The sequence below is a fragment of the Phyllobacterium sp. 22229 genome (assembly GCF_052056495.1).
In the GTDB taxonomy this organism is placed as follows: Bacteria; Pseudomonadota; Alphaproteobacteria; order Rhizobiales; family Rhizobiaceae; genus Phyllobacterium; species Phyllobacterium myrsinacearum.
This window is the reverse complement of sequence record NZ_JBQEPA010000007.1, coordinates 83,180-105,541: the sequence shown is the minus strand read 5'-3', so window position 1 is coordinate 105,541 and position 22,362 is coordinate 83,180. Positions and strand designations below refer to the sequence as shown.

20 protein-coding genes are annotated in these 22,362 nt (G+C 62.0%); 14 read left to right on the top strand and 6 right to left on the bottom strand.

The annotated features are described in order from the left end of the window. Positions 1 to 22: 22 nt before the first annotated feature. From ACTJJ7_RS10470 to ACTJJ7_RS10455, 4 genes are read right to left on the bottom strand one after another with little or no spacing between them, the layout of a single operon-like run. Positions 23 to 763, bottom strand: coding sequence for an ABC transporter ATP-binding protein (locus tag ACTJJ7_RS10470; protein WP_440966971.1), 741 nt, complete (start codon positions 761 to 763; stop codon positions 23 to 25). Beyond that, entirely contained in the window at positions 760 to 1,596 is an 837-nt protein-coding gene (locus tag ACTJJ7_RS10465) for an ABC transporter ATP-binding protein (RefSeq protein WP_440966969.1), read from the bottom strand. The genes ACTJJ7_RS10470 and ACTJJ7_RS10465 overlap by 4 nt, the downstream gene beginning before the upstream one ends. Next, the gene (locus tag ACTJJ7_RS10460; protein ID WP_425350484.1) at positions 1,593 to 2,489 is read right to left on the bottom strand and encodes an ABC transporter permease; all 897 of its coding nucleotides are present in this window, start codon (positions 2,487 to 2,489) and stop codon (positions 1,593 to 1,595) included. Before ACTJJ7_RS10460 ends, ACTJJ7_RS10465 begins: the two co-directional genes overlap by 4 nt. 18 nt (positions 2,490 to 2,507) lie before the next feature. Continuing rightward, positions 2,508 to 3,596: an ABC transporter permease gene (locus ACTJJ7_RS10455; protein ID WP_440966968.1), complete on the bottom strand. Its 1,089-nt coding sequence runs from the start codon at positions 3,594 to 3,596 to the stop codon at positions 2,508 to 2,510. Between the two features lie 184 nt (positions 3,597 to 3,780). Between ACTJJ7_RS10455 and ACTJJ7_RS10450 the strand changes: the two genes are divergently transcribed. The 12 genes from ACTJJ7_RS10450 (at position 3,781) to ACTJJ7_RS10395 (ending at position 18,907) form a co-directional block, all read left to right on the top strand. Further along, a complete protein-coding gene (locus ACTJJ7_RS10450; RefSeq protein ID WP_440966966.1) occupies positions 3,781 to 4,362 on the top strand; it encodes a helix-turn-helix domain-containing protein in 582 nt (193 codons plus the stop codon). Between the two features lie 51 nt (positions 4,363 to 4,413). Next, positions 4,414 to 6,003, top strand: coding sequence for an ABC transporter substrate-binding protein (locus tag ACTJJ7_RS10445; protein WP_130272200.1), 1,590 nt, complete (start codon positions 4,414 to 4,416; stop codon positions 6,001 to 6,003). 74 nt (positions 6,004 to 6,077) lie between these two features. Then, positions 6,078 to 7,166 (top strand): M24 family metallopeptidase, encoded by a 1,089-nt coding sequence (locus ACTJJ7_RS10440; RefSeq protein WP_440966963.1) that lies wholly within the window; start codon positions 6,078 to 6,080, stop codon positions 7,164 to 7,166. A 111-nt stretch (positions 7,167 to 7,277) separates the two neighbouring features. Next, on the top strand, positions 7,278 to 7,865 hold the full coding sequence (locus ACTJJ7_RS10435) for an ANTAR domain-containing response regulator (protein WP_105735117.1): 588 nt from the start codon (positions 7,278 to 7,280) through the stop codon (positions 7,863 to 7,865). A gap of 30 nt (positions 7,866 to 7,895) precedes the next feature. Beyond that, positions 7,896 to 9,170: a CmpA/NrtA family ABC transporter substrate-binding protein gene (locus tag ACTJJ7_RS10430; protein WP_440967131.1), complete on the top strand. Its 1,275-nt coding sequence runs from the start codon at positions 7,896 to 7,898 to the stop codon at positions 9,168 to 9,170. A 348-nt stretch (positions 9,171 to 9,518) separates the two neighbouring features. After that, positions 9,519 to 10,817 (top strand): CmpA/NrtA family ABC transporter substrate-binding protein, encoded by a 1,299-nt coding sequence (locus ACTJJ7_RS10425; RefSeq protein WP_440966961.1) that lies wholly within the window; start codon positions 9,519 to 9,521, stop codon positions 10,815 to 10,817. A 10-nt stretch (positions 10,818 to 10,827) separates the two neighbouring features. Beyond that, positions 10,828 to 11,718 (top strand): nitrate ABC transporter permease, encoded by an 891-nt coding sequence (ntrB, locus tag ACTJJ7_RS10420; protein WP_440966959.1) that lies wholly within the window; start codon positions 10,828 to 10,830, stop codon positions 11,716 to 11,718. Positions 11,719 to 11,728: 10 nt separating this feature from the next. Then, a complete protein-coding gene (locus ACTJJ7_RS10415) occupies positions 11,729 to 12,526 on the top strand; it encodes an ABC transporter ATP-binding protein (protein ID WP_130272197.1) in 798 nt (265 codons plus the stop codon). A 1-nt stretch (position 12,527) separates the two neighbouring features. Continuing rightward, a complete protein-coding gene (nirB, locus tag ACTJJ7_RS10410) occupies positions 12,528 to 14,993 on the top strand; it encodes a nitrite reductase large subunit NirB (RefSeq protein ID WP_440966957.1) in 2,466 nt (821 codons plus the stop codon). 4 nt (positions 14,994 to 14,997) lie between these two features. After that, positions 14,998 to 15,327, top strand: a complete 330-nt coding sequence (nirD, locus tag ACTJJ7_RS10405) for a nitrite reductase small subunit NirD (protein ID WP_105735112.1) — start codon at positions 14,998 to 15,000, stop codon at positions 15,325 to 15,327. Between the two features lie 6 nt (positions 15,328 to 15,333). Continuing rightward, a complete protein-coding gene (locus ACTJJ7_RS10400; protein WP_440966955.1) occupies positions 15,334 to 17,988 on the top strand; it encodes a nitrate reductase in 2,655 nt (884 codons plus the stop codon). Continuing rightward, positions 17,960 to 18,907, top strand: a complete 948-nt coding sequence (locus ACTJJ7_RS10395) for an NAD(P)-dependent oxidoreductase (protein ID WP_440966953.1) — start codon at positions 17,960 to 17,962, stop codon at positions 18,905 to 18,907. Before ACTJJ7_RS10400 ends, ACTJJ7_RS10395 begins: the two co-directional genes overlap by 29 nt. Here ACTJJ7_RS10395 and ACTJJ7_RS10390 read toward each other — a convergent pair. Further along, entirely contained in the window at positions 18,892 to 19,626 is a 735-nt protein-coding gene (locus tag ACTJJ7_RS10390) for a glutathione S-transferase (protein ID WP_440966951.1), read from the bottom strand. The genes ACTJJ7_RS10395 and ACTJJ7_RS10390 overlap by 16 nt on opposite strands. Continuing rightward, positions 19,616 to 20,545 carry a transcriptional regulator GcvA gene (gcvA, locus tag ACTJJ7_RS10385; protein ID WP_440966949.1) on the bottom strand — a complete coding sequence of 310 codons (930 nt, stop codon included), beginning with the start codon at positions 20,543 to 20,545 and terminating at the stop codon, positions 19,616 to 19,618. The genes ACTJJ7_RS10390 and gcvA overlap by 11 nt, the downstream gene beginning before the upstream one ends. 143 nt (positions 20,546 to 20,688) lie before the next feature. Between gcvA and ACTJJ7_RS10380 the strand changes: the two genes are divergently transcribed. Beyond that, positions 20,689 to 21,159 (top strand): RidA family protein, encoded by a 471-nt coding sequence (locus tag ACTJJ7_RS10380; protein WP_440966947.1) that lies wholly within the window; start codon positions 20,689 to 20,691, stop codon positions 21,157 to 21,159. 2 nt (positions 21,160 to 21,161) lie between these two features. Beyond that, complete coding sequence (locus ACTJJ7_RS10375; protein ID WP_440966945.1) at positions 21,162 to 22,355, top strand: aminotransferase class V-fold PLP-dependent enzyme; 1,194 nt, start codon at positions 21,162 to 21,164, stop codon at positions 22,353 to 22,355. Positions 22,356 to 22,362 lie beyond the last annotated feature (7 nt).

Below are 22,362 nucleotides of genomic sequence, written 5' to 3'. Positions count from 1 at the left end.
TTCATTTCCTTGGGGTCATTGTTCAACCGGCATGCGCGACGCTGATATCCATCAGTTCACGCGAATAGGGTTCCTGGAGCGCGCCGCGCTTGAGGTCGGCCACATCGGCGATCTCGACGATCCGTCCGTGGCGCATCACCGCCAGACGGTCGCAGAGGAAGGACACGACCGGCAGATTGTGGGTCACCATGAGAAAGGTGAGGTTCTGTTGGCGGCGCAGACGCTTCAGAAGGTTGAGAATCTCGGCCTGCACCGAGACATCAAGCGCCGAGGTCGGCTCGTCCAAAAGCAGCAGCTTGGGTTCCAGCATCAGGGCGCGGGCGATGGCGACGCGCTGGCGCTGGCCGCCGGACAATTGATGGGGATAGCGGAAGCGGAATTTGCGGTCGAGACCGACCGCGACCAGCATGTCCTCGACCCGGCTGTTCTGGTTGCCGATGCCGTGAATGGCCAGCGGTTCACTGAGGATGGCATCGATGGTCTTGCGCGGATGCAGCGAACCGTAGGGGTCCTGGAACACCATCTGGCAATGCCGGGCGAAATGCTGGTCGATGCCGTGGCTGCGCGGCTGGCCGAAAGCGGTGATCGAGCCGGTCCATTGCGGTGCGAGACCGGCAACCGCCTTCAGCACCGTCGATTTGCCGGAACCGCTTTCGCCAACCAGCGCGAAGCTTTCGCCTTCGGCGATGTCGAGGCTGATGCCGTGGGTGATCTGCGTCTCGCCATAGGAGATGTCGAGGTGCTTCAGGGAGAGTGCGGTCATTTGGCCACCCATGCGCTGCGGTCGAGAACGGGCAGTTCGTCACGCGTTTCATCGAGCCGCGGAATGGCGGCAATCAGCCCGCGCGTATAGGGATGCACGGCATTGCGCAATTCGCCCGCCTGGCATTCCTCGACAATCTCGCCGGTGTTCATCACCAGTATGCGGTCGCAATAGCTGGAGACGAGGTTGAGATCGTGGCTGATGAAGATCAGGCCCATACCCTTGCGTCTGACCTGTTCGTCGATGATGTCGAGAACCTGCGCCTGCACCGAAACGTCGAGCGCCGAGGTCGGCTCGTCGGCAATCAGCAGATCGGGCTCGGGGATGAGCATCATGGCGATCATCACCCGCTGGCCCATGCCGCCGGAAATCTCATGCGGGTAAAGGCCGGCGACCCGTTCGGGATCATCGATGCGCACCGCTTCGAGCATCGTGAGTACGCGCTTTTGGGTTTCCCGGCGGGACAGGCGCTGGTGGGTTTGCAGGGCTTCCGCAATCTGCTCGCCCACGGTCATGACCGGATTAAGTGAGAATTTCGGGTCCTGCATGACCATGGAAATGCGGGCGCCACGGATGCGGCGCATTGCCTTCTCTGTCTGTTTGAGCAGGTCGATACCATCGAAACGGAACGTGTCCGCACGGATGGTGCCGGGCGCGCGGATGAGTTTGAGGATGGCGCGCCCGGTCATCGATTTGCCCGAGCCGCTTTCGCCGACAATCCCCAGCCGTTCGCGGCCAAGGGTGAAGGAGACGCCGCGCACCACGTCGATGATACCCTTCTGCGTGGGGAAGGAGACACGCAGGTTTTCGATCTCAAGCGGGGGCGCGCTCAATGCTGTTCTCCGCTCTTGGGATCAAGGACGTCACGCAGGCCATCGCCGAGGAAGCAGAAGCCGAGGCTGACGATGATGATGGCGAAGCCCGGCATGGTGGCAACCCACCACTGGTCGAGGATGAAGGAACGGCCGCGCGCAATCATGGCGCCCCATTCGGGCAGGGGTGGCTGCGCTCCGAGCCCGATAAAGCCGAGGCCCGCGGCGGTCAGGATGATGCCGGCCATGTCGAGCGTGACGCGCACGATCATCGAGGAGGTGCACAGCGGCAGCACATGGCCGAGAATGACCCGCAGCGACGACGCCCCCTGCAGGCGGATGGCGGCAATGAACTCCGCATTCTTGAAGGTCAGTGTTTCCGCTCGGGCGATGCGCGCATAACCGGGCCATGAGGTGATGGCGATGGCGATGATGGCGTTCTCGATGCCGGGCCCGAGCGCCGCGACAAGGGCCAGCGCCAGGATGAGTTTCGGCATGGACAGGAAAATATCGGTGACGCCCATGAGAACGCGGTCGATCCATCCGCCGAAATATCCTGATATGGCGCCGATGATCAGTCCGGCGGGCGCTGCCAGCACCGCGACCAGCACGACGATGACAAGGGTGATACGCGCGCCATAGACGACGCGCGACCAGATATCCCGGCCAAGCTCGTCGGTACCCATCCAGTAGATGCTGCCGGGCGGCAGCAGGCGCTGCGCCAGATCCTGCTTCAGCGGATCATGGGTGGCGATCAGCGGCGCGAAGATCGCTGTGAGGATGAGCAGCAGAATGATGATTGCGCCGACGGCGGCAAGCGGATTGCGCGACAGGGCGCCGCATATGCGGTAGAGGCGGCCAAGCCGGGCCTGCAGGCGGGAGGCGGGGCTGTCATCGATCAGCCAGCTGTGCATGGTTGTCATCGCCGTCTCCTAACGCGCACGGGGATCGAGGACGCGGTAGAGCACGTCGGAAATCTTGTTGATGCCGATGAAGACGGCGCCGATCACCAGCGTGGCGCCGAGAACGGCGGACATGTCGGCATTGAGCAGCGCCACGGTGAGATAGTTACCGATGCCCGGCCAGGAGAAGATCGTCTCGATCATCACCGAGCCCTCCAAGAGACCGGCATAGGAAAGGCCGATCACGGTGATCAGGGGAACCAGAATGGGGCGGAAGGCATGGCGCCAGATCACCAGCCGCTCCGAGACGCCCTTGACGCGCGCCGTGGTTACATATTCCTGCGACAGCTGGTCGAGCATGAAGGAGCGCGTCATGCGCGCGATATAGGCAAGGCTGAAGAACCCGAGCACCGATGCGGGCAATGCCAGGTGCCAGAGCGCATTGAAGAAGATATCGGTTTCACCGGCAAGCAGGCTGTCGATCAGCACGATGCCGGTGACGGGATCGATGAGGCCGTCATAGAAGATGTCGAGGCGGCCGGGCCCTGCGACCCATTTCAGCCGCGCATAGAAGACGGCAAGGCCGACGAGGCCAAGCCAGAAGGCGGGCACCGCGTAGCCCAAAAGCCCGATGACGCGGATGATCTGGTCGACGAGGCTGCCCCTGCGGCTCGCCGCATAGACGCCCATGGGCACGCCGAGCAGGACGCCGATGATGATGCCGAGCGTCGCCATTTCCAGCGTTGCCGGAAAGACGCGCTTCAGGTCATCAAGAACGAGTTTGCCCGTCGACACGGATGTGCCGAGGTCGCCCGAGAGGACCGAGCCGACATAGCGGATGAACTGGATGGGCACCGGCTGGTCCAGGCCCATCTGCAGCCGCGCCGCCTCATAGACAGCGCGTGGCGCCCGGTCGCCCACGACGGCGAGAACCGGATCGATCGGGACCAGGCGGCCAATGAAGAAGGTGATTGCCAGGAGCCCGAGAAAGGTGATGAGCACCGATACGATGAACCCGGCGAGCCCAACCAGCAGGCGGGCGCCACGGCTCCTGTGAAAACCAGGCCGCCTGGCCGGCTTGGCGGCACTATCTGCCACTGTTTCGGATTCAAATGCCAAAAGCCGCAGCCTTCCCCCATTTTGGGCCATTGGGCTGGCCCGTTCGTGTCGATTGTTCCCGTCGATCCCGGTCTGAACGCCGGGGGTGCGATGACACTTTCCCTGACCATGCCGAAGATTCTGCTTGGACCATACAAAAATTTTTGCTTAGATCAAAGAAATTTTACTGGGATTGGAATCGCCCATGACGTCCGAATTTCGCAACGCTGCGCCACAGCTTAAGGTAGGGGCCATGATCCGGGCACGCCGGCGGCAACTGCAGCTGACATTGCAGGAAATCTGCGACGCCGCGGGCATTTCGGTCGGCTATCTCAGCCAGGTCGAGCGCGATCATGCCACACCGTCGCTGGGAACGCTTGCGCAGATTGCGCGCAGTCTCGACGTCGGGGTGGATTATTTTATTGCCACGCCCACGGCGGAAGATGCGCTGACGCGCCAGGGCGAGCGGCAGAAATTCTCGGTCGACGGTTCCTCCATTGTCTATGAGCAGATCGCCGCGGATTTTGCCGGGAACGTCCTCTCATCCGTCATCATGCACATACCAGCGGGTTATCGTTCCGAAACGGTCAGCCACGAAGGCGAAGAAATCCTCTACGTGCTCGAAGGTGTCATCACCCACAGGCTCGATGACGAGGAGGTGGTGATCTCCGCGGGCGACAGCCTGCATTTTCGCGGCAACCGGCCCCATGCCTGGTGGAACGACACCGGCAAGACGGCGCGGGTTCTGTGGACCGGGACATTGCCCGTATTCCGGCCCCGGCTTTAAAACCTTCCATAAACAACCCAACAACAAGAACAATCCAGAGGAGAATGTACAATGAAACTGTTCAAGGCGGCACTGCTGGCCGCTTCCATGATCATACCGGCAGCGCCGTTTGCCCATGCGGCAACGCCCGGCAATGCGCTTGTCGTGGCCCAGAACATCGACGATATCGTCAGCATCGATCCGGCCGAGGCCTATGAGTTCACCTCGGGCGAATATGTGACCCAGACCTATGACCGTCTGGTGCAGTATGATGCACCCGATGTGAAGACGCTGGCACCGGGCCTGGCAACGGCATGGACGGCGGATGATGCCGCCAAGACCATCACCTTCACCCTGCGGGACGGGGTGAAATTCACATCCGGCAATCCGCTGCGCGCGGAAGATGTGGTTTATTCCTGGAAACGCGTCATCGCGCTGAACAAGGCGCCTGCCTTCATCCTGGCGCAGCTGGGCTGGACCCCAGAAAACTATGACAAGATGGTCACGGCGTCGGGCAATACGGTCGTCGTCAAATATGATGGCGATTTCTCGTCCGCCTTTGTGCTCAATGTTCTCGCCGCCCGCCCGGCCTCGATCATCGATGCCGTCACGGTACAGGGCCACGCAGCCAATGGCGACATGGGCAATGCCTGGCTCAAGGCGAATTCCGCCGGGACAGGCCCCTTTGTCCTCAAAGCTTTCCGTCCGGCCGAGATCATCAACCTCGCCGGCAATCCCAACTATTTCGCCGGCGCTCCGGCCATGAAGTCGGTCATCATCCGCCATGTGGCGGAAGCCGCGACGCAGCAATTGCTGCTCGAATCCGGCGATGTGGATATTGCCAAGAACCTGACGCCGGATCAGGTCGCCAGCCTTTCGACCAAGGGCACGGTCAATGTGGAGACCTATCCGCAGGCCGCCGTGCATTTCCTCAGCCTGAACCAGAAGGACGAGGCGCTGACCAATCCGGCCATCTGGGAAGCCGCGCGCTATCTCGTCAACTACAAGGGCATGACGGACTCGTTCCTCAAGGGCCAGATGCAGGTGCATCAGGCATTCTGGCCGGCGGGTTTCCCCGGATCGCTCGATGAGACACCCTATGCCTATGATCCGGCCAAGGCGAAGAAGATCCTTGCCGATGCCGGTGTGAAAACCCCGATCAAGGTGACGCTCGACGTGATCAACTCGACGCCGTTCACCGACATGGCGCAGTCGCTGCAGGCGGGCTTTGCCGAAGCCGGGATCAACTTCAACATCATTCCGGGGACGGGCAGCCAGGTCATCACCAAATACCGTGCCCGCACGCATGAAGCCATGCTGCTCTATTGGGGCCCGGATTTCATGGACCCGGATTCGAACGCCAAGGCATTTGCCTTCAATGAGGACAATTCCGACGGCAACTACCAGTCGACCACCACGTGGCGCAATGGCTGGGCGGTGCCCGCCGAACTCAATGCCGCAACGAAGGCGGCGCGGGCGGAAGCCGATCCGTCCAAGCGCAACCAGATGTATGTCGATCTGCAGAAGCAGGTGCAGGCGAAATCGCCGATCATCGTCATGTTCCAGGCGGCAACGCAGGTTGCGCTTGCCAAGACTGTTTCGGGCTATGTCAACGGCGCGACCTCGGACTTCGTCTTCTACCGTCTCGTGAAGAAGAACTGACCTGAACTCCTCAAAAGGCTGCCCGGATCGCCGGGCGGCCGGTATCTGGCATCCATAACAACGGGAATAGTAAAATGTCTGAACTTCGGATGGCGCGCCTGCGGGAGCGCATGGCTGAAACCGCAACCGACCTGGTGGTTGTCGGTCCTTCCTCGCACATGGTCTGGCTTGCCGGGCTCTCGCCGCATGGCGACGAGCGGCCGGTCATGCTGTTTGTCGGCAGGGATCGCGCCGGGATTTTGATGCCGGCGCTCAATGCCGACAGCTCGCGCCAGCACACCGACCTTCCGTTCTATCCATGGACGGACGGCGAGGGTCCCGATGCGGCGCTGGCCGCCGTTTTGAAAGACGTCGTCGGGACAAAGCAGGATATCAGGATCGCGCTGGATGAAACGATGCGGGCGGATTTCGCCCTGCTGGTGATCGATGCGCTGCCGGGTGCCAAACGCACCTTCCTGAGCGACACCGTCGGCTATTTGCGCGCCCGCAAGGATGATGCGGAATATGCCGCGCTCAAGGCCAATGCGCTCATCAATGATGGCGCGATGCGTGCGGCATTTGCCGCGTTGAAGCCCGGTGTGACGGAGCTTGAGATTGCCGGTGTTGTCCGGGACTACTACAAGGCAAACAATGCAAAGCCGGAATTCACCAGCGTCTGTTTCGGCGAGAATGGGGCGTTTCCGCACCATCACACCGGCGAGCGGGTGCTGAAGGCCAATGAAGCCGTGCTGATCGACATTGGCGGGCGCAGTGACGGCTATCCCAGCGACATGACCCGCGTTGCCGTCTGCGGTGAAACGCCTGAAGATTTCGACAAGGTGCATGCGGTTCTCGATGCGGCCGTCAAGGCGGCGCTGGCTGCGGCCAAGCCGGGTGTCGTCGCCAAGGAGGTCGACAAGGCGGCGCGCGATGTGATCACCCAGGCGGGTTACGGCGCATATTTCCTGCACCGCACCGGCCATGGCATGGGCATCGACATTCACGAGCCGCCCTATATCACCGCGACGTCCGAGGCCATTCTCGAGGACGGGCATGTGTTCTCGATCGAGCCGGGAATTTATCTCAACGGCAAATTCGGCATCCGCCTCGAGGAGATCGTCATCATGCGCGGCAACAGGGCGGAAGTGCTGTCCGAACTGCCAAGGACTGCTTTCAAGGCCTGATCAATCGCAATGGGAGGCTGTTTCCGCCGGGAAATGGCCTCCTATCCCTGCCTTTGCCGATGTGTCCTAATGTAGCATTGCACAATTTTGGTGCATGCGCAAAATTAAGGCATGTCCGCTGCGCTCACCATCATGGTCTTCGACGAAAACCGCATCCGCGCTTCCATTATCGAGGAAGGCTTGCGGGAGGCGGGTCATGACCGCGTCGTTGTTCTGCATGACATTGTCGGGCTTGCCCGCCAGATCGAGCGGATCGCGCCCGATGTCATCGTCATCGATATCGAAACCCCCAATCGCGACATGCTGGAGCATCTGTTCCAGCTCAGCCGCTCCGTGCGCAAGCCGATCGCCATGTTTGTCGACAGCTCCGATACCGCGTCGATCGAGGCTGCGGTGGATGCCGGCGTGTCCGCCTATGTGGTCGATGGCCTGAAGAAGGAGCGCGTCAAGCCCATTCTCGACATGGCGGTCAGCCGCTTCAAGGCTTTCAGCCGGCTGCAGCAGGAACTGGCCGAGGCAAAAAGCGCCCTGGAAGAGCGCAAGGTCGTCGAGCGCGCCAAGGGTATTTTGATGAAATCGCGCACAATATCGGAAGACGAGGCCTATGCGCTGCTGCGGCAGGCGGCCATGAACGAGAAGAAGAAGCTCGCCGATATCGCACAGAGCGTCGTCATGGCGGCTGCCATGCTGGGAAGTTAGAAAGAGAGGTTGGCCGTGAGTTTTATCCGGATGGACAATGGCCAGGATATGGGCGGCGGCCTCGCAGCACCGGCAGCGGTCCGCCGCGAGGGCGTCCGTGTCGTTCGCGCGGGCTTCATTCCGCTTGTCGATGCTTCGGTTCTGATCGCGGCGGCCGAATTTGGTTTCGCCGCGCGTGAAGGCATTCAGCTTGAACTGGTGAAAGACGTGTCCTGGGCCAATATCCGGGATCGGCTGGCCTTCCGGCAGTTCGATGCCGCCCACATGCTGGCGCCCATGCCGGTCGCCTCCGCCCTGGGGCTCGGTTCCAATCCGTCAGCGGTCATCACGCCGTTCACGCTGGGGCGCGGCGGCAATGCCATTACCCTGTCGGTGAAGCTGTATCGCCGCATGCAGGCGCTGGCAGATCTGGCCGGAGACGAGGGCGCGCTTGCCAATGCCGAGGCTCTCAAGCGCGTGATCGACGATATGAAAGAGCGCAGCGAGCCATTGCCGGTGCTGGGCACGACCTATCCGTTTTCATCGCACAATTATGAGCTGCGCTATTGGCTGGCGGCAGGCGGCATCCATCCGGACCGCGACGTCAAACTGGTGGTCGTGCCGCCGCCCATGACATCCGATGCCCTGTCGGCGGGGGCCATTGACGGTTTCTGCGTCGGCGCGCCTTGGAATATGGTGGCTGTCGCGCGCGAGGTCGGACGCATTGTTGCCGTCAAGGAGGACATCTGGCCGTCCAGCCCGGAAAAGGTCATCGGCGTGCGGCCGGAATGGGCGGATGCCAATCCTGAAACATTGGCGCGGCTGATCGTTGCGCTGGATCGCGCGGCTGCGTGGTGCGATGTGCCGGACAATCGCCGCGTGCTTGCCGAGGTTCTGGCCGAGCCGCGTTACATCGATGCGCCGGTGGACATCCTGCACCGGGTTCTCATGGGCAGGTTCACCACCGACCCCGACGGGCACGAGCGGACGGTCTCCGACTACTTCACCTTCCACCGCGACGGCGCAAACTTCCCTTGGGTCAGCCAGGCTCAATGGATATTCAGCCAGATGGTGCGGTGGGGGCAGGTGGATCATTCGCCGGACAAGCAGGCGAAGGTCGCGACCGCCTTCCGTCCAGATCTCTACCGTCATGCGCTCGGACCTCGCGCCGGTATTCCCGTGGCGGATGCGCGCGTGGAGGGCGGCCAGCGCCAGGACGGGTTCATCGACGGCGCCGTGTTCGATCCCCAGGACATTCCCGCCTATGTCAAGGGCTTTGATGTCCACAATCTTGAAAATCCCGCCGCAACCCCGGACGAGGCCTAATGGGCAGAATTTGTGCTCTGCACAATAAATGAGCGGATTTGATGTCCGTTCTGCTCATTTCGCCTGCGCTGCCCTTCGATTGCCTGCAACGAAAAATATCTGGGCTATAAAAATATACATTAATTACAATATCTTATAAATATAATACCCGGTTGGCACGCTTATTGCTTTTATAAAACCGTTCCGTCAACGAAGACAGGAACCGCGAGCATCGCCATCGGATGCTTTCAAAGACACAGACGTCGCTTGGGCGAGTTCATTCACCGGATCGGGTGAATGCACTTCATCCGGCGGCGTTTTTTTATGGCTCAAGCTGCACCAGAAGCAGCGCTGCAAAGGGGAATTGCGATGAAGGTGATTTTGCCGACAGGCTTGACGAGACGAACGCTTTTGCGGGCAGGGGGCACGCTGGCGCTGCTGGCGGCGGCAAAGGCCGCGCTTCCCGGCGGCGCCCATGCGGCCGCTGCCGGACCCGAGACCACCAAGGCGACGCTCGGGTTCATTGCGCTGACCGACGCCGCGCCGCTGATCGTTGCCAAGGAAAGGGGCCTTTTTGCCAAGCACGGCATGCCCGATGTCGAGGTGGTCAAGCAGGCGTCGTGGGGCACGACGCGCGACAATCTGGTGCTCGGTTCGGCGGGCAACGGCATTGACGGCGCGCATATCCTGACACCGATGCCGTACCTGATCAGCACCGGCAAGGTCACCCAGAACAACCAGCCCCTGCCGATGGTCATCCTCGCGCGCCTCAATCTCGATGCGCAGGGCATTTCGGTGGGTTCGGCCTATGCCGGTCTGAAAGCCGGGGTCAATGCGGGTGTGCTCAAGGAGGCTTTTGCCCGGAAGAAGGCGGAAGGCAATGCGGCAAAGGCGGCGATGACCTTCCCCGGCGGCACGCACGATCTGTGGATCCGCTATTGGCTGGCCGCCGGCGGGATCGACCCGGACAAGGACGTGGAAACCATCGTGGTTCCACCACCGCAGATGGTGGCCAACATGAAGGTCGGCACCATGGACTGCTTCTGTGTCGGCGAGCCGTGGAATGCCCAGCTCGTCAATCAGGGCATCGGCTACACCGCCGTCAACACCGCCGAAATCTGGGCCAAACACCCGGAAAAATCCTTCGCCATGCGGGCGGACTGGGTGGAGAAGAACCCGAATGCCACCAAGGCCCTGCTGATGGCGGTGATGGAAGCGCAGCAATGGGCTGATGATATCGCCAACAAGGACGAGCTGGCGGCCATGGTCGGCAAGCGCGCCTGGTTCAATGTGCCCGCAACCGATATCGCTGGGCGGTTGAAAGGCGACTACGACTACGGTTCCGGCCGGGTCGAAACGGCCAGCCCGCATCTGATGAAGTTCTGGCGCGATCACACATCCTATCCCTTCCAGAGCCACGAAAAATGGTTCCTGACCGAGAATATCCGCTGGGGCAAATTTGCGCCCGACACCGATATTTCAGCGCTGGTCGGCAAGGTGAACCGCGAGGACATCTGGCGCGAAGCCGCCAGGGAGCTTGGCGTTGCCGCCGCCGATATTCCGGCGTCGCCGTCGCGCGGTCCGGAGACTTTCTTCGATGGCAAGGTGTTCGATCCGGACGCCCCGCAAACCTATCTCGCCAGTCTTGAAATCAAACGTTTTGCGTGAGGAAACCGGCATGACAGCCAGCCCTGTTCCCATCCGTCCGACCGAAAAGCCCCAGGCGGCCAAAATCATGACCCTTTCCCTCCCGCCGAAGACAGGTTCACCCCGCCGTCTGCCGCCATGGCTGACCTCGCTGGCGGCGCATGTGGTGCCGCCCGTCATCACGCTGGTCTTCCTGCTGGTGCTGTGGGAAATCCTCTGTTCCTCGCCGACGGCAAGCGTGCCGCCGCCCTCACGGGTGGTCTCGGAAACATGGGAGCTGATCGTCCATCCGTTCTATGCCGGACAGGGTGTCGATCAGGGGCTGTTCTGGCATATCCTCGCCAGTCTGAAGCGTGTGGCACTGGGGTATTGTCTTGCGGCGGTTGCGGGCATTGCGCTCGGCACCCTTGTCGGCCAGAGCGAATGGGCGATGCGCGGGCTTGACCCGATCTTTCAGGTGCTGCGCACGGTGCCGCCGCTGGCCTGGCTGCCGCTCTCCCTGGCTGCCTTCAAGGACGGCAACCCCTCTGCGATTTTCGTGATTTTCATCACGGCGATCTGGCCAATCATCATCAACACCGCCGTGGGCATCAGGAACATTCCGCAGGATTACCAGAATGTCGCGCGGGTGCTGCGTCTCAACCAGTTCGAATATTTCACCAAGATCATGATCCCCGCCGCCGCGCCCTACATCTTCACCGGTCTGCGCATCGGCATCGGCCTGTCGTGGCTGGCCATCGTCGCCGCCGAGATGCTGATCGGCGGCGTCGGCATCGGGTTCTTCATCTGGGACGCGTGGAACTCGTCGCGCATCAGCGACATCATCCTGGCTCTGATCTATGTCGGCGTCGTCGGCTATCTGCTCGACCGCGCCATCGCCTTCGTCGCCCGGACCGTCACCCGCAACACTGCAAGCGCTTGAGGAAGCCATCATGTCGAAACCCTATCTCTCCCTCGAACAGATCGACATGGTGTTCAGCCGTGGCGGTGCCAGCACACAGGTTCTCAATCAGGTCTCGCTGAGCGTTGAAAAAGGCGAATTCATCTCGATCATCGGCCATTCCGGCTGCGGAAAATCCACACTGCTCAACATCGTTGCCGGGCTGACACAGGCGACGCGCGGCGTGGTGTTTCTCGAAGGCACTGTCGTCGACACACCGGGACCCGACCGTGCCGTGGTGTTCCAGAACCATTCGCTGCTGCCCTGGCTGACGGTCTATGAAAACGTCAAGCTGGCGGTCGACAAGGTCTTTTCCGCCAGCAAAAGCCGGGCGGAACGGCATGAATGGACCATGCGCAATCTGGAACTGGTGCAGATGGTGCATGCGAGGGACAAGCGCCCCTCGGAAGTCTCCGGCGGCATGAAGCAGCGCGTCGGCATTGCCCGGGCGCTGGCCATGGAACCCAAGGTGCTGCTGCTGGACGAGCCGTTCGGTGCGCTGGATGCGCTCACCCGTGCGCACCTGCAGGATCAGGTCATGCAGATCCACACGGAGCTTGCCAATACGGTCTTGATGATCACCCACGATGTGGATGAAGCCGTGCTGCTCTCCGACCGCATCGTCATGATGACCAATGGTCCTTCCGCCAGAATAGGCGAAATCCTCGACGTTCCACTGGATCGCCCGCGCCGCCGCATCGAGCTTGCCGCCGATGCCACCTATATCCGCTGCCGTTCGTCCGTGCTGAAATTCCTCTACGAGCGGCACCGTCTTGTGGAGGCCGCGTAAGATGCAAACAGCCGCGAAAAAGCAGAAACTCGTCGTCATCGGCAATGGCATGGCGCCGGGCAGGGCGCTCGAACATCTCTTCGAGATGGCGCCCGATAGCTATGACGTCACCATTTTCAATGCCGAGCCGCGCGTCAATTATGACCGGATCATGCTGTCGCCGGTGCTGTCAGGTGAGAAGGAATTCGAGGAAATCATCATCCATGGCGATGGCTGGTACATCAAGCACGGCATCACGCTCTACAAGGGTCACAGGATCATCGGGATCGATCGGGAGGCCAAGACGGTCACCTCCGATGCCGGGACGACCGAAAGCTACGACAAGCTTTTGATCGCAACGGGTTCGGTTCCCTTCGTCCTGCCTGTTCCCGGCAACAACCTGCCGGGTGTCCTGACCTATCGCGATCTCGACGATGTGAACGCCATGCTGCTTGCCGCCCAGTCCCGCGCGCGCGCCGTGGTCATCGGCGGCGGGCTGCTGGGTCTGGAAGCCGCCGCCGGCCTGAAATCACGCGGCATGGATGTGACGGTTCTCCACATCATGCCGACGCTGATGGAGCGCCAGCTCGACCCCGCTGCGGGCTATCTGCTCGAACAGGCGGTGGAAGCGCGCGGCATCCGCGTGATGACCAAAGCCAGCACCAAGGAGATCACCGGCCAGAACAGGGTGGAAGGCGTCCTGCTGGCCGATGGCACGACACTTCCCGCCGATCTGGTGGTCATGGCGGCGGGTATCCGCCCCAACGCCCTGCTTGCCAGGGAAGCCGGGCTTGAAACCAATCGCGGCATCGTTGTCGACGCCGGCATGCGGACCTCCGATCCCGATATTTTCGCCATCGGCGAGTGCGCCGAGGTGGGCGGACAATGCTACGGGCTGGTCGCGCCGCTTTATGAAATGGCGCGGGTGGTGTCGGCACAACTGGCCGATGATGCGGAGGCGAAATTCGTGCACAGCGAGACGCCGACCAAGCTGAAGGTGACGGGCATCAACCTGTTCTCGGTCGGTGATCTTGGCGAGGGCGACGACCGGCAGGAGATCGTCCTGCGCGATGCCGCCGCCGGTGTTTACAAGCGGCTGGTGCTCAGGGATGACCGCATCATCGGCACGGTGCTCTACGGCGAGACATCCGACGGCGCCTGGTTCCATGACCTGACCAAAAAACGCACCGACATTTCGCAGATGCGCGACACATTGATTTTCGGCCAGTCCTACCAGGGAGGGTCCCCGCTGGACCCTATGGCGGCCGTTGCAGCCTTGCCAGATGATGCGGAAATCTGCGGCTGCAACGGCATATGCAAGGGCAAGATCACCGGTGCCATATCCGGCAAGGGGCTGACCTCGCTGGATGATGTGCGGTCTCATACCAAGGCCTCCGCCTCCTGCGGCAGCTGCACCGGGCTGGTCGAACAGCTGCTGGCCCTGACGCTGGGCGAATCCTACAACCCATCGGCCGTGACGCCCATGTGCAGTTGCACCGATCTTGGCCATGACGATATCAGGCGGCTGATCAAGGCGAAGAAGCTGAAATCCATTCCGGCCGTGATGCAGGAACTGGAATGGAAGACGTCGTGCGGTTGCGCCAAGTGCCGCCCGGCCTTGAACTATTATCTCGTTGCCGACTGGCCGGATGAATATGCCGACGACTACCAGTCGCGCTTCATCAATGAACGGGTGCATGCCAATATCCAGAAGGACGGGACCTATTCCGTCGTGCCGCGCATGTGGGGCGGCGTCACCAATGCGAAGGAATTGCGGGCCATCGCCGATGTGGTCGACAAATTCGCCATTCCGGCTGTCAAAGTCACCGGCGGCCAGCGCATCGACATGCTGGGCGTCAAGAAGGAAGACTTGCCGGCCGTCTGGGCCGATCTCGGCAAGGCGGGATTTGTCTCGGGGCAAGCCTATGCCAAGGGGCTGCGCACGGTAAAAACCTGTGTCGGGACCGACTGGTGCCGCTTCGGCACGCAGGATTCGACCGGGCTTGGCATTCGCATCGAAAAATTCATGTGGGGATCGTGGACGCCCGCCAAGGTCAAGATGGCGGTGTCGGGCTGTCCGCGCAATTGCGCCGAAGCCACCTGCAAGGATGTCGGCATCATCTGTGTCGATTCCGGATACGAGATTCATTTCGCCGGGGCGGCGGGCCTCGACATCAAGGGGACGGAAGTTCTGGGGCTGGTCAAGACCGAGGATGAGGCGCTCGAACATGTGGTGGCGCTGACGCAGATGTACCGCGAGCAGGGCCGCTATCTCGAACGCATCTACAAATGGGCCAAGCGCGTCGGTCTCGAGGAAATCCGCCGCCAGATCATGCAGGACGCGGTGAAGCGCCGCGGTTATTTCGACCGCTTTGTCTTCAGCCAGACTTTTGCGCAGGTCGATCCGTGGTCGGAGCGTGTTTCCGGCGTCGACAAGCATGAATTCCAGCCCATGGCCAAAATCGGTTACCAGCAGGCAGCGGAGTAAAGTGATGAACTGGGTTGAGATTGGAACAATCAACGACATTCCGCGCCGTGGTGCCCGCTGCGTGAACACGCCCGATGGCAGGATCGCGGTTTTCCGCACCATGGAAGACCAGATTTTTGCCATTGACGATCAGTGCCCGCACAAGGGCGGACCGCTCAGCCAGGGCATCGTCCATGGCGCGGCGGTGACCTGTCCCTTGCACAATTGGGTCATTTCGCTGGAGACGGGCAAGGCACTTGGCGCAGACGAGGGCAGCGTGAAAACCATCGCGATCCGGCTGGACGGCGACCGCATTCTGGCCCGGCTGGCGGTCACCGCCATGGCGGCGGAGTAGAGCGGCATGGACACCCCGGCGGTTCGCACCACCTGTCCCTATTGCGGCGTCGGATGCGGCGTGCTCGCAACACCCGGTGATGACGGGACGGTTGCCATTGCCGGGGACCCGGAGCATCCCGCCAATTTCGGACGGCTCTGTTCCAAAGGGTCGGCGCTCGGTGAAACGGTTCATCTGGATGGCCGGCTGCTCGAACCGCAGATCGGCGGCAAGGCGGCGAGCTGGGACAAGGCGCTGGATCTCGTTGCCAGCCGTTTCAACGCTGCAATCACGGAGCATGGTCCGGACAGTGTTGCTTTCTATGTTTCGGGGCAGCTTCTGACGGAGGATTATTACGTCGCCAACAAACTGATGAAAGGTTTCATCGGTTCGGCGAACATCGATACCAATTCGCGGCTGTGCATGTCGTCGTCGGTGGCGGGGCATATGCGGGCCTTCGGGTCGGATACCGTTCCGGGGACCTATGAAGACCTGGAGCTTGCCGATCTCATCGTGCTGACCGGGTCCAATCTCGCCTGGTGCCATCCGGTGCTCTATCAGCGGATCGCCGCGGCCAAGGTCAGGCGTCCGCAGATGCGTGTTGTCCTTATCGATCCGCGCCGCACCATGACCGCCGATATCGCCGACATGCACCTGCCGATCCGCGCCGACGGGGATACGGCGCTGTTCGTGGGCTTGCTCGGATTTCTCGCCAAAGAGGGGGCCTTGGACCATGCCTATATCGAGCGGCACACGTCAGGTTTTGAGGCGGCGCTGGCCCTAGCCAGTTTCTGCGATCTGGACGTGATTTCGCAGCACACCGGCATAGCGCCGGACCAATTGCTTGCCTTTTTCACGCTGTTTGCCCGGACGGAGCGTTGCGTGACGGTCTACAGCCAGGGTGTCAACCAGTCGGCATCTGGTACGGACAAGGTCAATGCCATCATCAACTGCCATCTGGCAACGGGCCGCATCGGCCGCCCCGGCATGGGTCCGTTCTCGGTCACCGGACAGCCCAATGCCATGGGCGGGCGCGAGGTGGGCGGGCTTGCCAATATGCTGGCAAGCCACATGCAGATCGAGAATGCCGGGCACCGGCGGCTGGTGCAGGATTTCTGGGCTTCTCCGGCTATCGCGGCGCGGCCGGGGCTGAAGGCGGTCGATCTGTTCAAGGCGGTTGGCGATGGCCGGATCAAGGCCCTGTGGATCATGGCGACCAACCCGGCCGATTCCATGCCGGAAGCCGATCACGTGGCGAAGGCGCTGAAAGCCTGCCCGTTTGTGGTGGTCTCCGACATCAATGCGGAAACCGACACGACCGCTTATGCCCATGTGCTTCTGCCCGCGGCCGGATGGGGCGAGAAAGACGGAACGGTCACCAATTCGGAACGGCGCATCAGCCGGCAGCGGCCGTTCTTGCCCCTGCCTGATAAGGCCAAACCGGACTGGTGGATCATCACCGAAGTGGCAAGACGCATGGGCTTTGCCGCCGCATTCGCCTATCAGAATCCCGCGCAGATCTTTGCCGAACACGCCGCTTTGTCGGGAGTGGAGAACAAGGGCAGCCGCGATTTCGATATCGCGGCCCATGCCAGCATATCCGCGCGCGCCTATGACAGGCTTTCCCCATTCCAATGGCCGCAGAGCCAGCACGCGGCGACAGGTGGCGGGCGGTTTTTTGCGGATGGAGGCTTCTTCACCCCCGATCGCCGGGCACGGTTCGTTGCGGTGCCTCCGGCCGATACCGGTGCGATCGATCAACGATTCACGCTGAACACCGGGCGAGTGCGCGATCACTGGCACACGATGACGCGCACTGGAAAGAGCGCGCGCCTGTCTGCGCATTTCGCCGAACCCTTTGCGGAGATACATCCGCTCGATGCCGTGGAACTGGGGATTGCCGATGCGAGCCTTGTCCGGTTGCACAACGCGCATGGCGATATCGTCGTCCGAGCCCTGCTGACCGACAGGCAGGCGCGCGGCAGCGTGTTCGTGCCCATGCACTGGACCAACCAGTTTTCCGGCCGTGCGCGTGTCGGCAGCCTGGTGGCATCCCGGACCGATCCGGTCTCCGGCCAGCCCGCGCTGAAGATGGCAAGGGTGGATATCCAGCCTTTTGCGGCGGCCTGGTACGGCTTTGCTGTGTTGCGCAACAAGCCCCCGGCGATTGCCACGGATTACTGGGCACTCGCCAAGGCGCATGGCGGATACCGGATCGAATTGGCCGGTCTTCACGAGCCGGATGACTGGGCGGTGTTTGCCGGAGAACTTTTTGGCTGCGGCGATGATGCGCCGCTGCTGCGTTACCACGATGCAAGGAATGGCCAGCAGCGCTTGGCCGCTTTTTCAGGCGATGCCCTGACCGGCGCGCTCTATATCGCCCGCCAGCCCGTCGCCGTGTCGCGCAGTTGGGCCAGTGATCAGCTGTCGCAGCGCTTTCCCGCGGCGCAGAACCGCTTCCAGCTTCTGGCGGGACGGCCCGGCGGAGATATGCCCGACAAGGGCGCGATTGTCTGTTCGTGTTTTTCCGTCGGCCGCAACGAGATCGCCAGTGCCGCACGCGGCGGCTGCCAGACCGTCGCCGCCATTGGCGAGGCTTTGCAGGCCGGAACGAATTGCGGTTCGTGCCGCGCCGAGATCAGGGGGATTGTCGATGCAAATCGTCTCCAGGCCGCAGAATAGTCCGCGCCCCGGCGGTATCGGGCAGCTGGCGGTGCTGCCGGTGTTTTTCAGCCTTCAGGGCAAGCGCGGTGTCGTTGCGGGCGGAACCGCTGCCGCCGCGTGGAAAGCCGAACTGCTGGCCGCTTCGGGCGCCGAGGTGCATGTCTACGCCGAAGCCATGAGCGAGGAAATGTCCGCGCTGATTGCGGCGGGACCGTTCATTCATCACGCGCGCCGGTGGGCAGCGGTGGATTTGCACGGTGCTGCCATTGCCGTCGCCGATGCTGCAACGGAACAGGAGGCTGAAGCATTTCTGCATGCGTCCACGCAAGCCGGTGTGCCGTGCAATGTCATCGACAAACCGGCATTCTGCGGGTTTCAGTTCGGCGCTATCGTCAACCGCTCGCCCGTGGTGATCGGCATTTCCACCGATGGCGCCGCGCCCATTCTGGGGCAGGCAATCCGGCGGCGGATCGAGACGATCCTGCCCGTATCATTGGCGGTATGGGCACGGCTGGCGCATCAATTGCGCAGCCGTATCGTGGACGTGCTTCAGCCCGGCTGCCAGCGAAGGCTGTTCTGGGAGGATTTTGTCAATCGCGCCTTTGGCGTGGACCCATTGCCCGACGAAGAGGCCAAGCTGCAGGCACGGGCAGTGGATATAGCCAATGATGGCAATACACGCACGGGCACCGTGACTGTCATCCCGGTCGGGAGCGATGACCCCGAGCTTCTGACACTCAAGGCCATGCGCCTGCTGCAAATGGCCGATGTCGTATTTTACGGCAGAGATGTTCCACCCGCGATTCTGCAGATGGCGCGGCGTGAAGCCAGGCGCATTTTATTGAGTGATGAAACGTTTCATGATGCCATGACGGAACGTCTTTGCGCCGAGGGAAAACAGGTGGCCGTTCTCCGGCGGTCTTACGCTGCGTCCTGATCGAGTTCCGGGTAGTGGCGGAAAATGCCTGACTCGTTGAAGGGAATACGCCGCGGCGAGGCGAGATAGCGGGCAATGTTGGGCCGCTCCCGCACCCGGTCGTGCAATGCCATCAGCAGGGGATACTGGCGATCGAATAACCGCGTGGCGCGGGGAAAGGCATATCTCAGCCCCTCGATCACCTGAAACAGCGAAAGGTCGACATAGCTGAGCCTGTTGCCGACGCTGTGCCTGTCACCGCCGGGATTATTGGCAAGATTGCGCTCGAAATAGCCGAGATATTTCGGGATGCGATGATCGATGAAGCTGACTGAGCGCGCCTTCGCCGCTTCTTTCTGGTCTTCATAATAGAGGTCGGTTGCGATGGGGTGATGCGTGTCGTGCACCTCGCAGACAAAGTCGGTGATGGTCAGTTGCAGGCCATTGGCGGCATAGCGCAATCCCTCATCCTCCGGCGCCAGGCCGAGTTTGGGGCCGAGATAAAAGAGGATGTTGGCGACATGCGAGACAAGCAGTTCCCCGTCTTTCACAAAGGGCGGGGCGAATGGTGTGTGCAGACCGCCCATACCCTTGAGCTTCTGCATCATCGCCGCCGTGCCGCGTCCGCTGCCGGTTTCGCGGGTGATGTCGATATAGGCGGCGCCGGCTTCTTCGAGCGCCAGCCGGATGAACTCGCCGCGTCCCTGTATGCCGTCCCAGTAATAGAGTTCATAGGCCATTGCCGGTTTCTCCATGGTGGTGGGCGGACACGGCTTGGGTTTCCGTGATCAGCCAATTGATAAACGTCTGGGCGGCCGGTGTGATCCGGCCTTTTTGGGGTGTCACCAGCCAATGGGCGGTTCTGGTGGAGGTGATCGTCCGTGCAAACGGCTGCATCAGGCGTCCGGTCCGCACATGGTCGCGGATCAGCAGCATACGGCCGATGGCAATGCCCTGGCCGTCCAGCGCCGCCTGCAGGGTGATGTTGTAATCGGTCAGCTGGATGGTGCGGGCGCCGGCCAGATCAAGGCCCATGGCATCGGCCCAGACCTGCCAGTCCACCGGCTTTCTGGCGAACAGCAATGTGTGGCGCAGCAAATCCTCCGGCGCGGTGATGGCTTTGTCCGATTGCAGAAGCGCCGGGCTGATAACGGGGCTGAGCTCTTCGGCCATGAGCAGGCGCGCATCGACCCCGGGCCAGTTTCCGTCGCCATAGCGGATGGCGATATCGGCCTCCCCGGCGGCAATGTCCGCACTGCGCAGGGTGGGATCAAGCTCAAGATCGATGCCGGGATGCTGCGATTGAAACCCATGCAGGCGCGATACGAGCCAGTTGGCGGCAAAGGAGGGCAGCAGGCTGACGCGGACGGTGCTGCGCCTGCTCCTGCCGCGTAGATCCGCAGTGGCGGCGGCGATGAGGCGGAACGCGTCGGCGGTGCGGGCGCGATAGTCTTCGCCCTCGGGTGTCAGGGTGATGCTGCGTGCCTTGCGCACAAACAGCGGCAGGCCGAGAAACGCTTCCAGCTGGCGGATGTGATGGCTGACGGCGCTTTGCGTGATGAGCAGTTCTTCGCCTGCCCGGCGAAAACTCATCAGCCGGGCGACGGCCTCGAAGGCCCGCAGCGCCTGCAACGGCGGCAAGGTGGTGGAGGAGCGCATTTCGCCTCATGCTTTCGATAGCCTACGAGCAGCTTATCCGGGTTTTCAGACATTAGCCAGATCGATCAGTGACGCCGCTGTTTTGAATTGGACCTGCCGGGCAGGGCGGCCGATGATGCCGGAATAGTCAGCCGGAGATGATGATGTCAGCCACTATAGCAGAGAAACTTGCACGTCTCGGTCACGACCTGCCGGTCGCGTCCGTCCCCGTTGCCAATTACGTATCGGTCGTCCGCGTCGGCACCCTGTTGAGCATATCGGGCCAGATCAGCCGCATCGATGACGCGAATGTCGTCCTTGGCGTCGCCGGTGCATCCGTTTCGCCGGAGGAAGGCCGCAGAGCCGCCGAGATCGCGGCACTCAATGTGCTGTCGCAGATTGCAGCGGCCACCGACGGGACCATTGCCAGCGTGCGCCGTATTGTCCGCCTCGGTGTTTTTGTGGCGGCGACACCGGATTTTACCCAGCATCCGCAGGTGGCCAATGGCGCATCGGATCTGATGGTTGCGGTGTTCGGCGATGCCGGGCGCCACAGCCGCGCCGCCGTGGGCGTCAGCTCGCTACCGCGCGGTGTTGCCGTCGAGGTGGATGCGCTGGTCGAGCTGGAGGACTGACCGTGATCCAAACGCTTGATATTGAACAGCTGCGCGCGCAGACGCCGGGCTGTGCCATCAGCACCCACTTCAACCATTCCGGCTCGTCGCTGCCGTCAAATGCGGTGCTGGCGGCGGTGACAGAACATCTGCAGCGCGAATCGCTCTACGGCCCCATGGAAGCTGCGGCCAATGCGGCGGGCCTGGTCGACGAAGCGCGGGCGGATGCCGCCGGTCTGATCGGTGCAACGCCTGCCGAGATCGCTTTCTCCAGCAGTGGTTCCGCCGCCTGGGGACTGGCCTTTGCTGCCCTGCCGCCGCTTGCGGCAGGGGATCGCATTCTGGTCGGCCGTCAGGAATGGGGCGGCAATCTGTCGACGATGCAGGCGGCGGCCAAAAGGGCGGGTGCGCGCATCGAGACCATCCCCGTGAATGAGGACGGCAGCGTGAATGCCAATGCGCTGGCCGCCATGATCGACGACCGTGTTCGCCTTGTTGCCTTGACCTGGCTTCCGGCCAATGGCGGGCTTATCAACGATGCCGCCGCCATTGGCAAGGTCACGCGTGCGGCGGGCATTCCCTATTTCATCGATGCGGCGCAGGCGCTCGGCCAGCTTCCCGTGGATGTCGCCGCCATCGGCTGCGACATGCTGAAGGGATCGGGCCGGAAGTTTCTGCGCGGTCCGCGCGGCGCGGCCATCCTCTATCTGCGCAAAGCCTTTCTTGAAACGCTGGAACCGGCCTATCTCGATGTCCTGTCGTCGGCATGGGGTGAGGACGGTCCGCATGTGCGGACCGATGCGCAGCGCTTCGAGACGAGTGAAAAACCCATTGCCCTGCTGCTCGGATTGGGAGCGGCGCTGAAACAGGCGCGCAGCCTCGGCGTGGATGCAATCCGCCAGCGGATCAGGGAACTTTCCGGGCAATTGCGCGATCAGCTGGCTGCCATTCCCGGTGTTGCGGTTCACGACCTCGGCACGGAGAAATCCGGATTGGTCTCGTTTACGGTGGCAGGCATTGCGCCGCAGGCGCTTCGCGGCAAACTTGCGGAAAAACGGATTACAATCGCGGCAAATGGGATACCCTACACGCCGCTCGACATGACGGCGCGCGGTCTCAGCGAGATTGCGCGTGCGTCAGTGAGCTATCTGAACACAACGGACGAAATTGACCATCTTTGCGGAAATGTCGCTGTGATTGCACGGCAGGCCGCGTGACGGAATG

What these genes read in the sequence shown, in the direction of transcription:
- ACTJJ7_RS10470 (WP_440966971.1), bottom strand. Translation starts at nt 763, where the DNA reads ATGACCGCACTCTCCCTGAAGCACCTCGACATCTCCTATGGCGAGACG.
- ACTJJ7_RS10460 (WP_425350484.1), bottom strand. Translation starts at nt 2,489, where the DNA reads ATGCACAGCTGGCTGATCGATGACAGCCCCGCCTCCCGCCTGCAGGCC.
- ACTJJ7_RS10450 (WP_440966966.1), top strand. Translation starts at nt 3,781, where the DNA reads ATGACGTCCGAATTTCGCAACGCTGCGCCACAGCTTAAGGTAGGGGCC.
- ACTJJ7_RS10445 (WP_130272200.1), top strand. Translation starts at nt 4,414, where the DNA reads ATGAAACTGTTCAAGGCGGCACTGCTGGCCGCTTCCATGATCATACCG.
- ACTJJ7_RS10440 (WP_440966963.1), top strand. Translation starts at nt 6,078, where the DNA reads ATGTCTGAACTTCGGATGGCGCGCCTGCGGGAGCGCATGGCTGAAACC.
- ACTJJ7_RS10435 (WP_105735117.1), top strand. Translation starts at nt 7,278, where the DNA reads ATGTCCGCTGCGCTCACCATCATGGTCTTCGACGAAAACCGCATCCGC.
- ACTJJ7_RS10430 (WP_440967131.1), top strand. Translation starts at nt 7,896, where the DNA reads ATGGACAATGGCCAGGATATGGGCGGCGGCCTCGCAGCACCGGCAGCG.
- ACTJJ7_RS10425 (WP_440966961.1), top strand. Translation starts at nt 9,519, where the DNA reads ATGAAGGTGATTTTGCCGACAGGCTTGACGAGACGAACGCTTTTGCGG.
- ntrB (WP_440966959.1), top strand. Translation starts at nt 10,828, where the DNA reads ATGACAGCCAGCCCTGTTCCCATCCGTCCGACCGAAAAGCCCCAGGCG.
- ACTJJ7_RS10415 (WP_130272197.1), top strand. Translation starts at nt 11,729, where the DNA reads ATGTCGAAACCCTATCTCTCCCTCGAACAGATCGACATGGTGTTCAGC.
- nirB (WP_440966957.1), top strand. Translation starts at nt 12,528, where the DNA reads ATGCAAACAGCCGCGAAAAAGCAGAAACTCGTCGTCATCGGCAATGGC.
- nirD (WP_105735112.1), top strand. Translation starts at nt 14,998, where the DNA reads ATGAACTGGGTTGAGATTGGAACAATCAACGACATTCCGCGCCGTGGT.
- ACTJJ7_RS10400 (WP_440966955.1), top strand. Translation starts at nt 15,334, where the DNA reads ATGGACACCCCGGCGGTTCGCACCACCTGTCCCTATTGCGGCGTCGGA.
- ACTJJ7_RS10395 (WP_440966953.1), top strand. Translation starts at nt 17,960, where the DNA reads ATGCAAATCGTCTCCAGGCCGCAGAATAGTCCGCGCCCCGGCGGTATC.
- ACTJJ7_RS10390 (WP_440966951.1), bottom strand. Translation starts at nt 19,626, where the DNA reads ATGGCCTATGAACTCTATTACTGGGACGGCATACAGGGACGCGGCGAG.
- gcvA (WP_440966949.1), bottom strand. Translation starts at nt 20,545, where the DNA reads ATGCGCTCCTCCACCACCTTGCCGCCGTTGCAGGCGCTGCGGGCCTTC.
- ACTJJ7_RS10380 (WP_440966947.1), top strand. Translation starts at nt 20,689, where the DNA reads ATGTCAGCCACTATAGCAGAGAAACTTGCACGTCTCGGTCACGACCTG.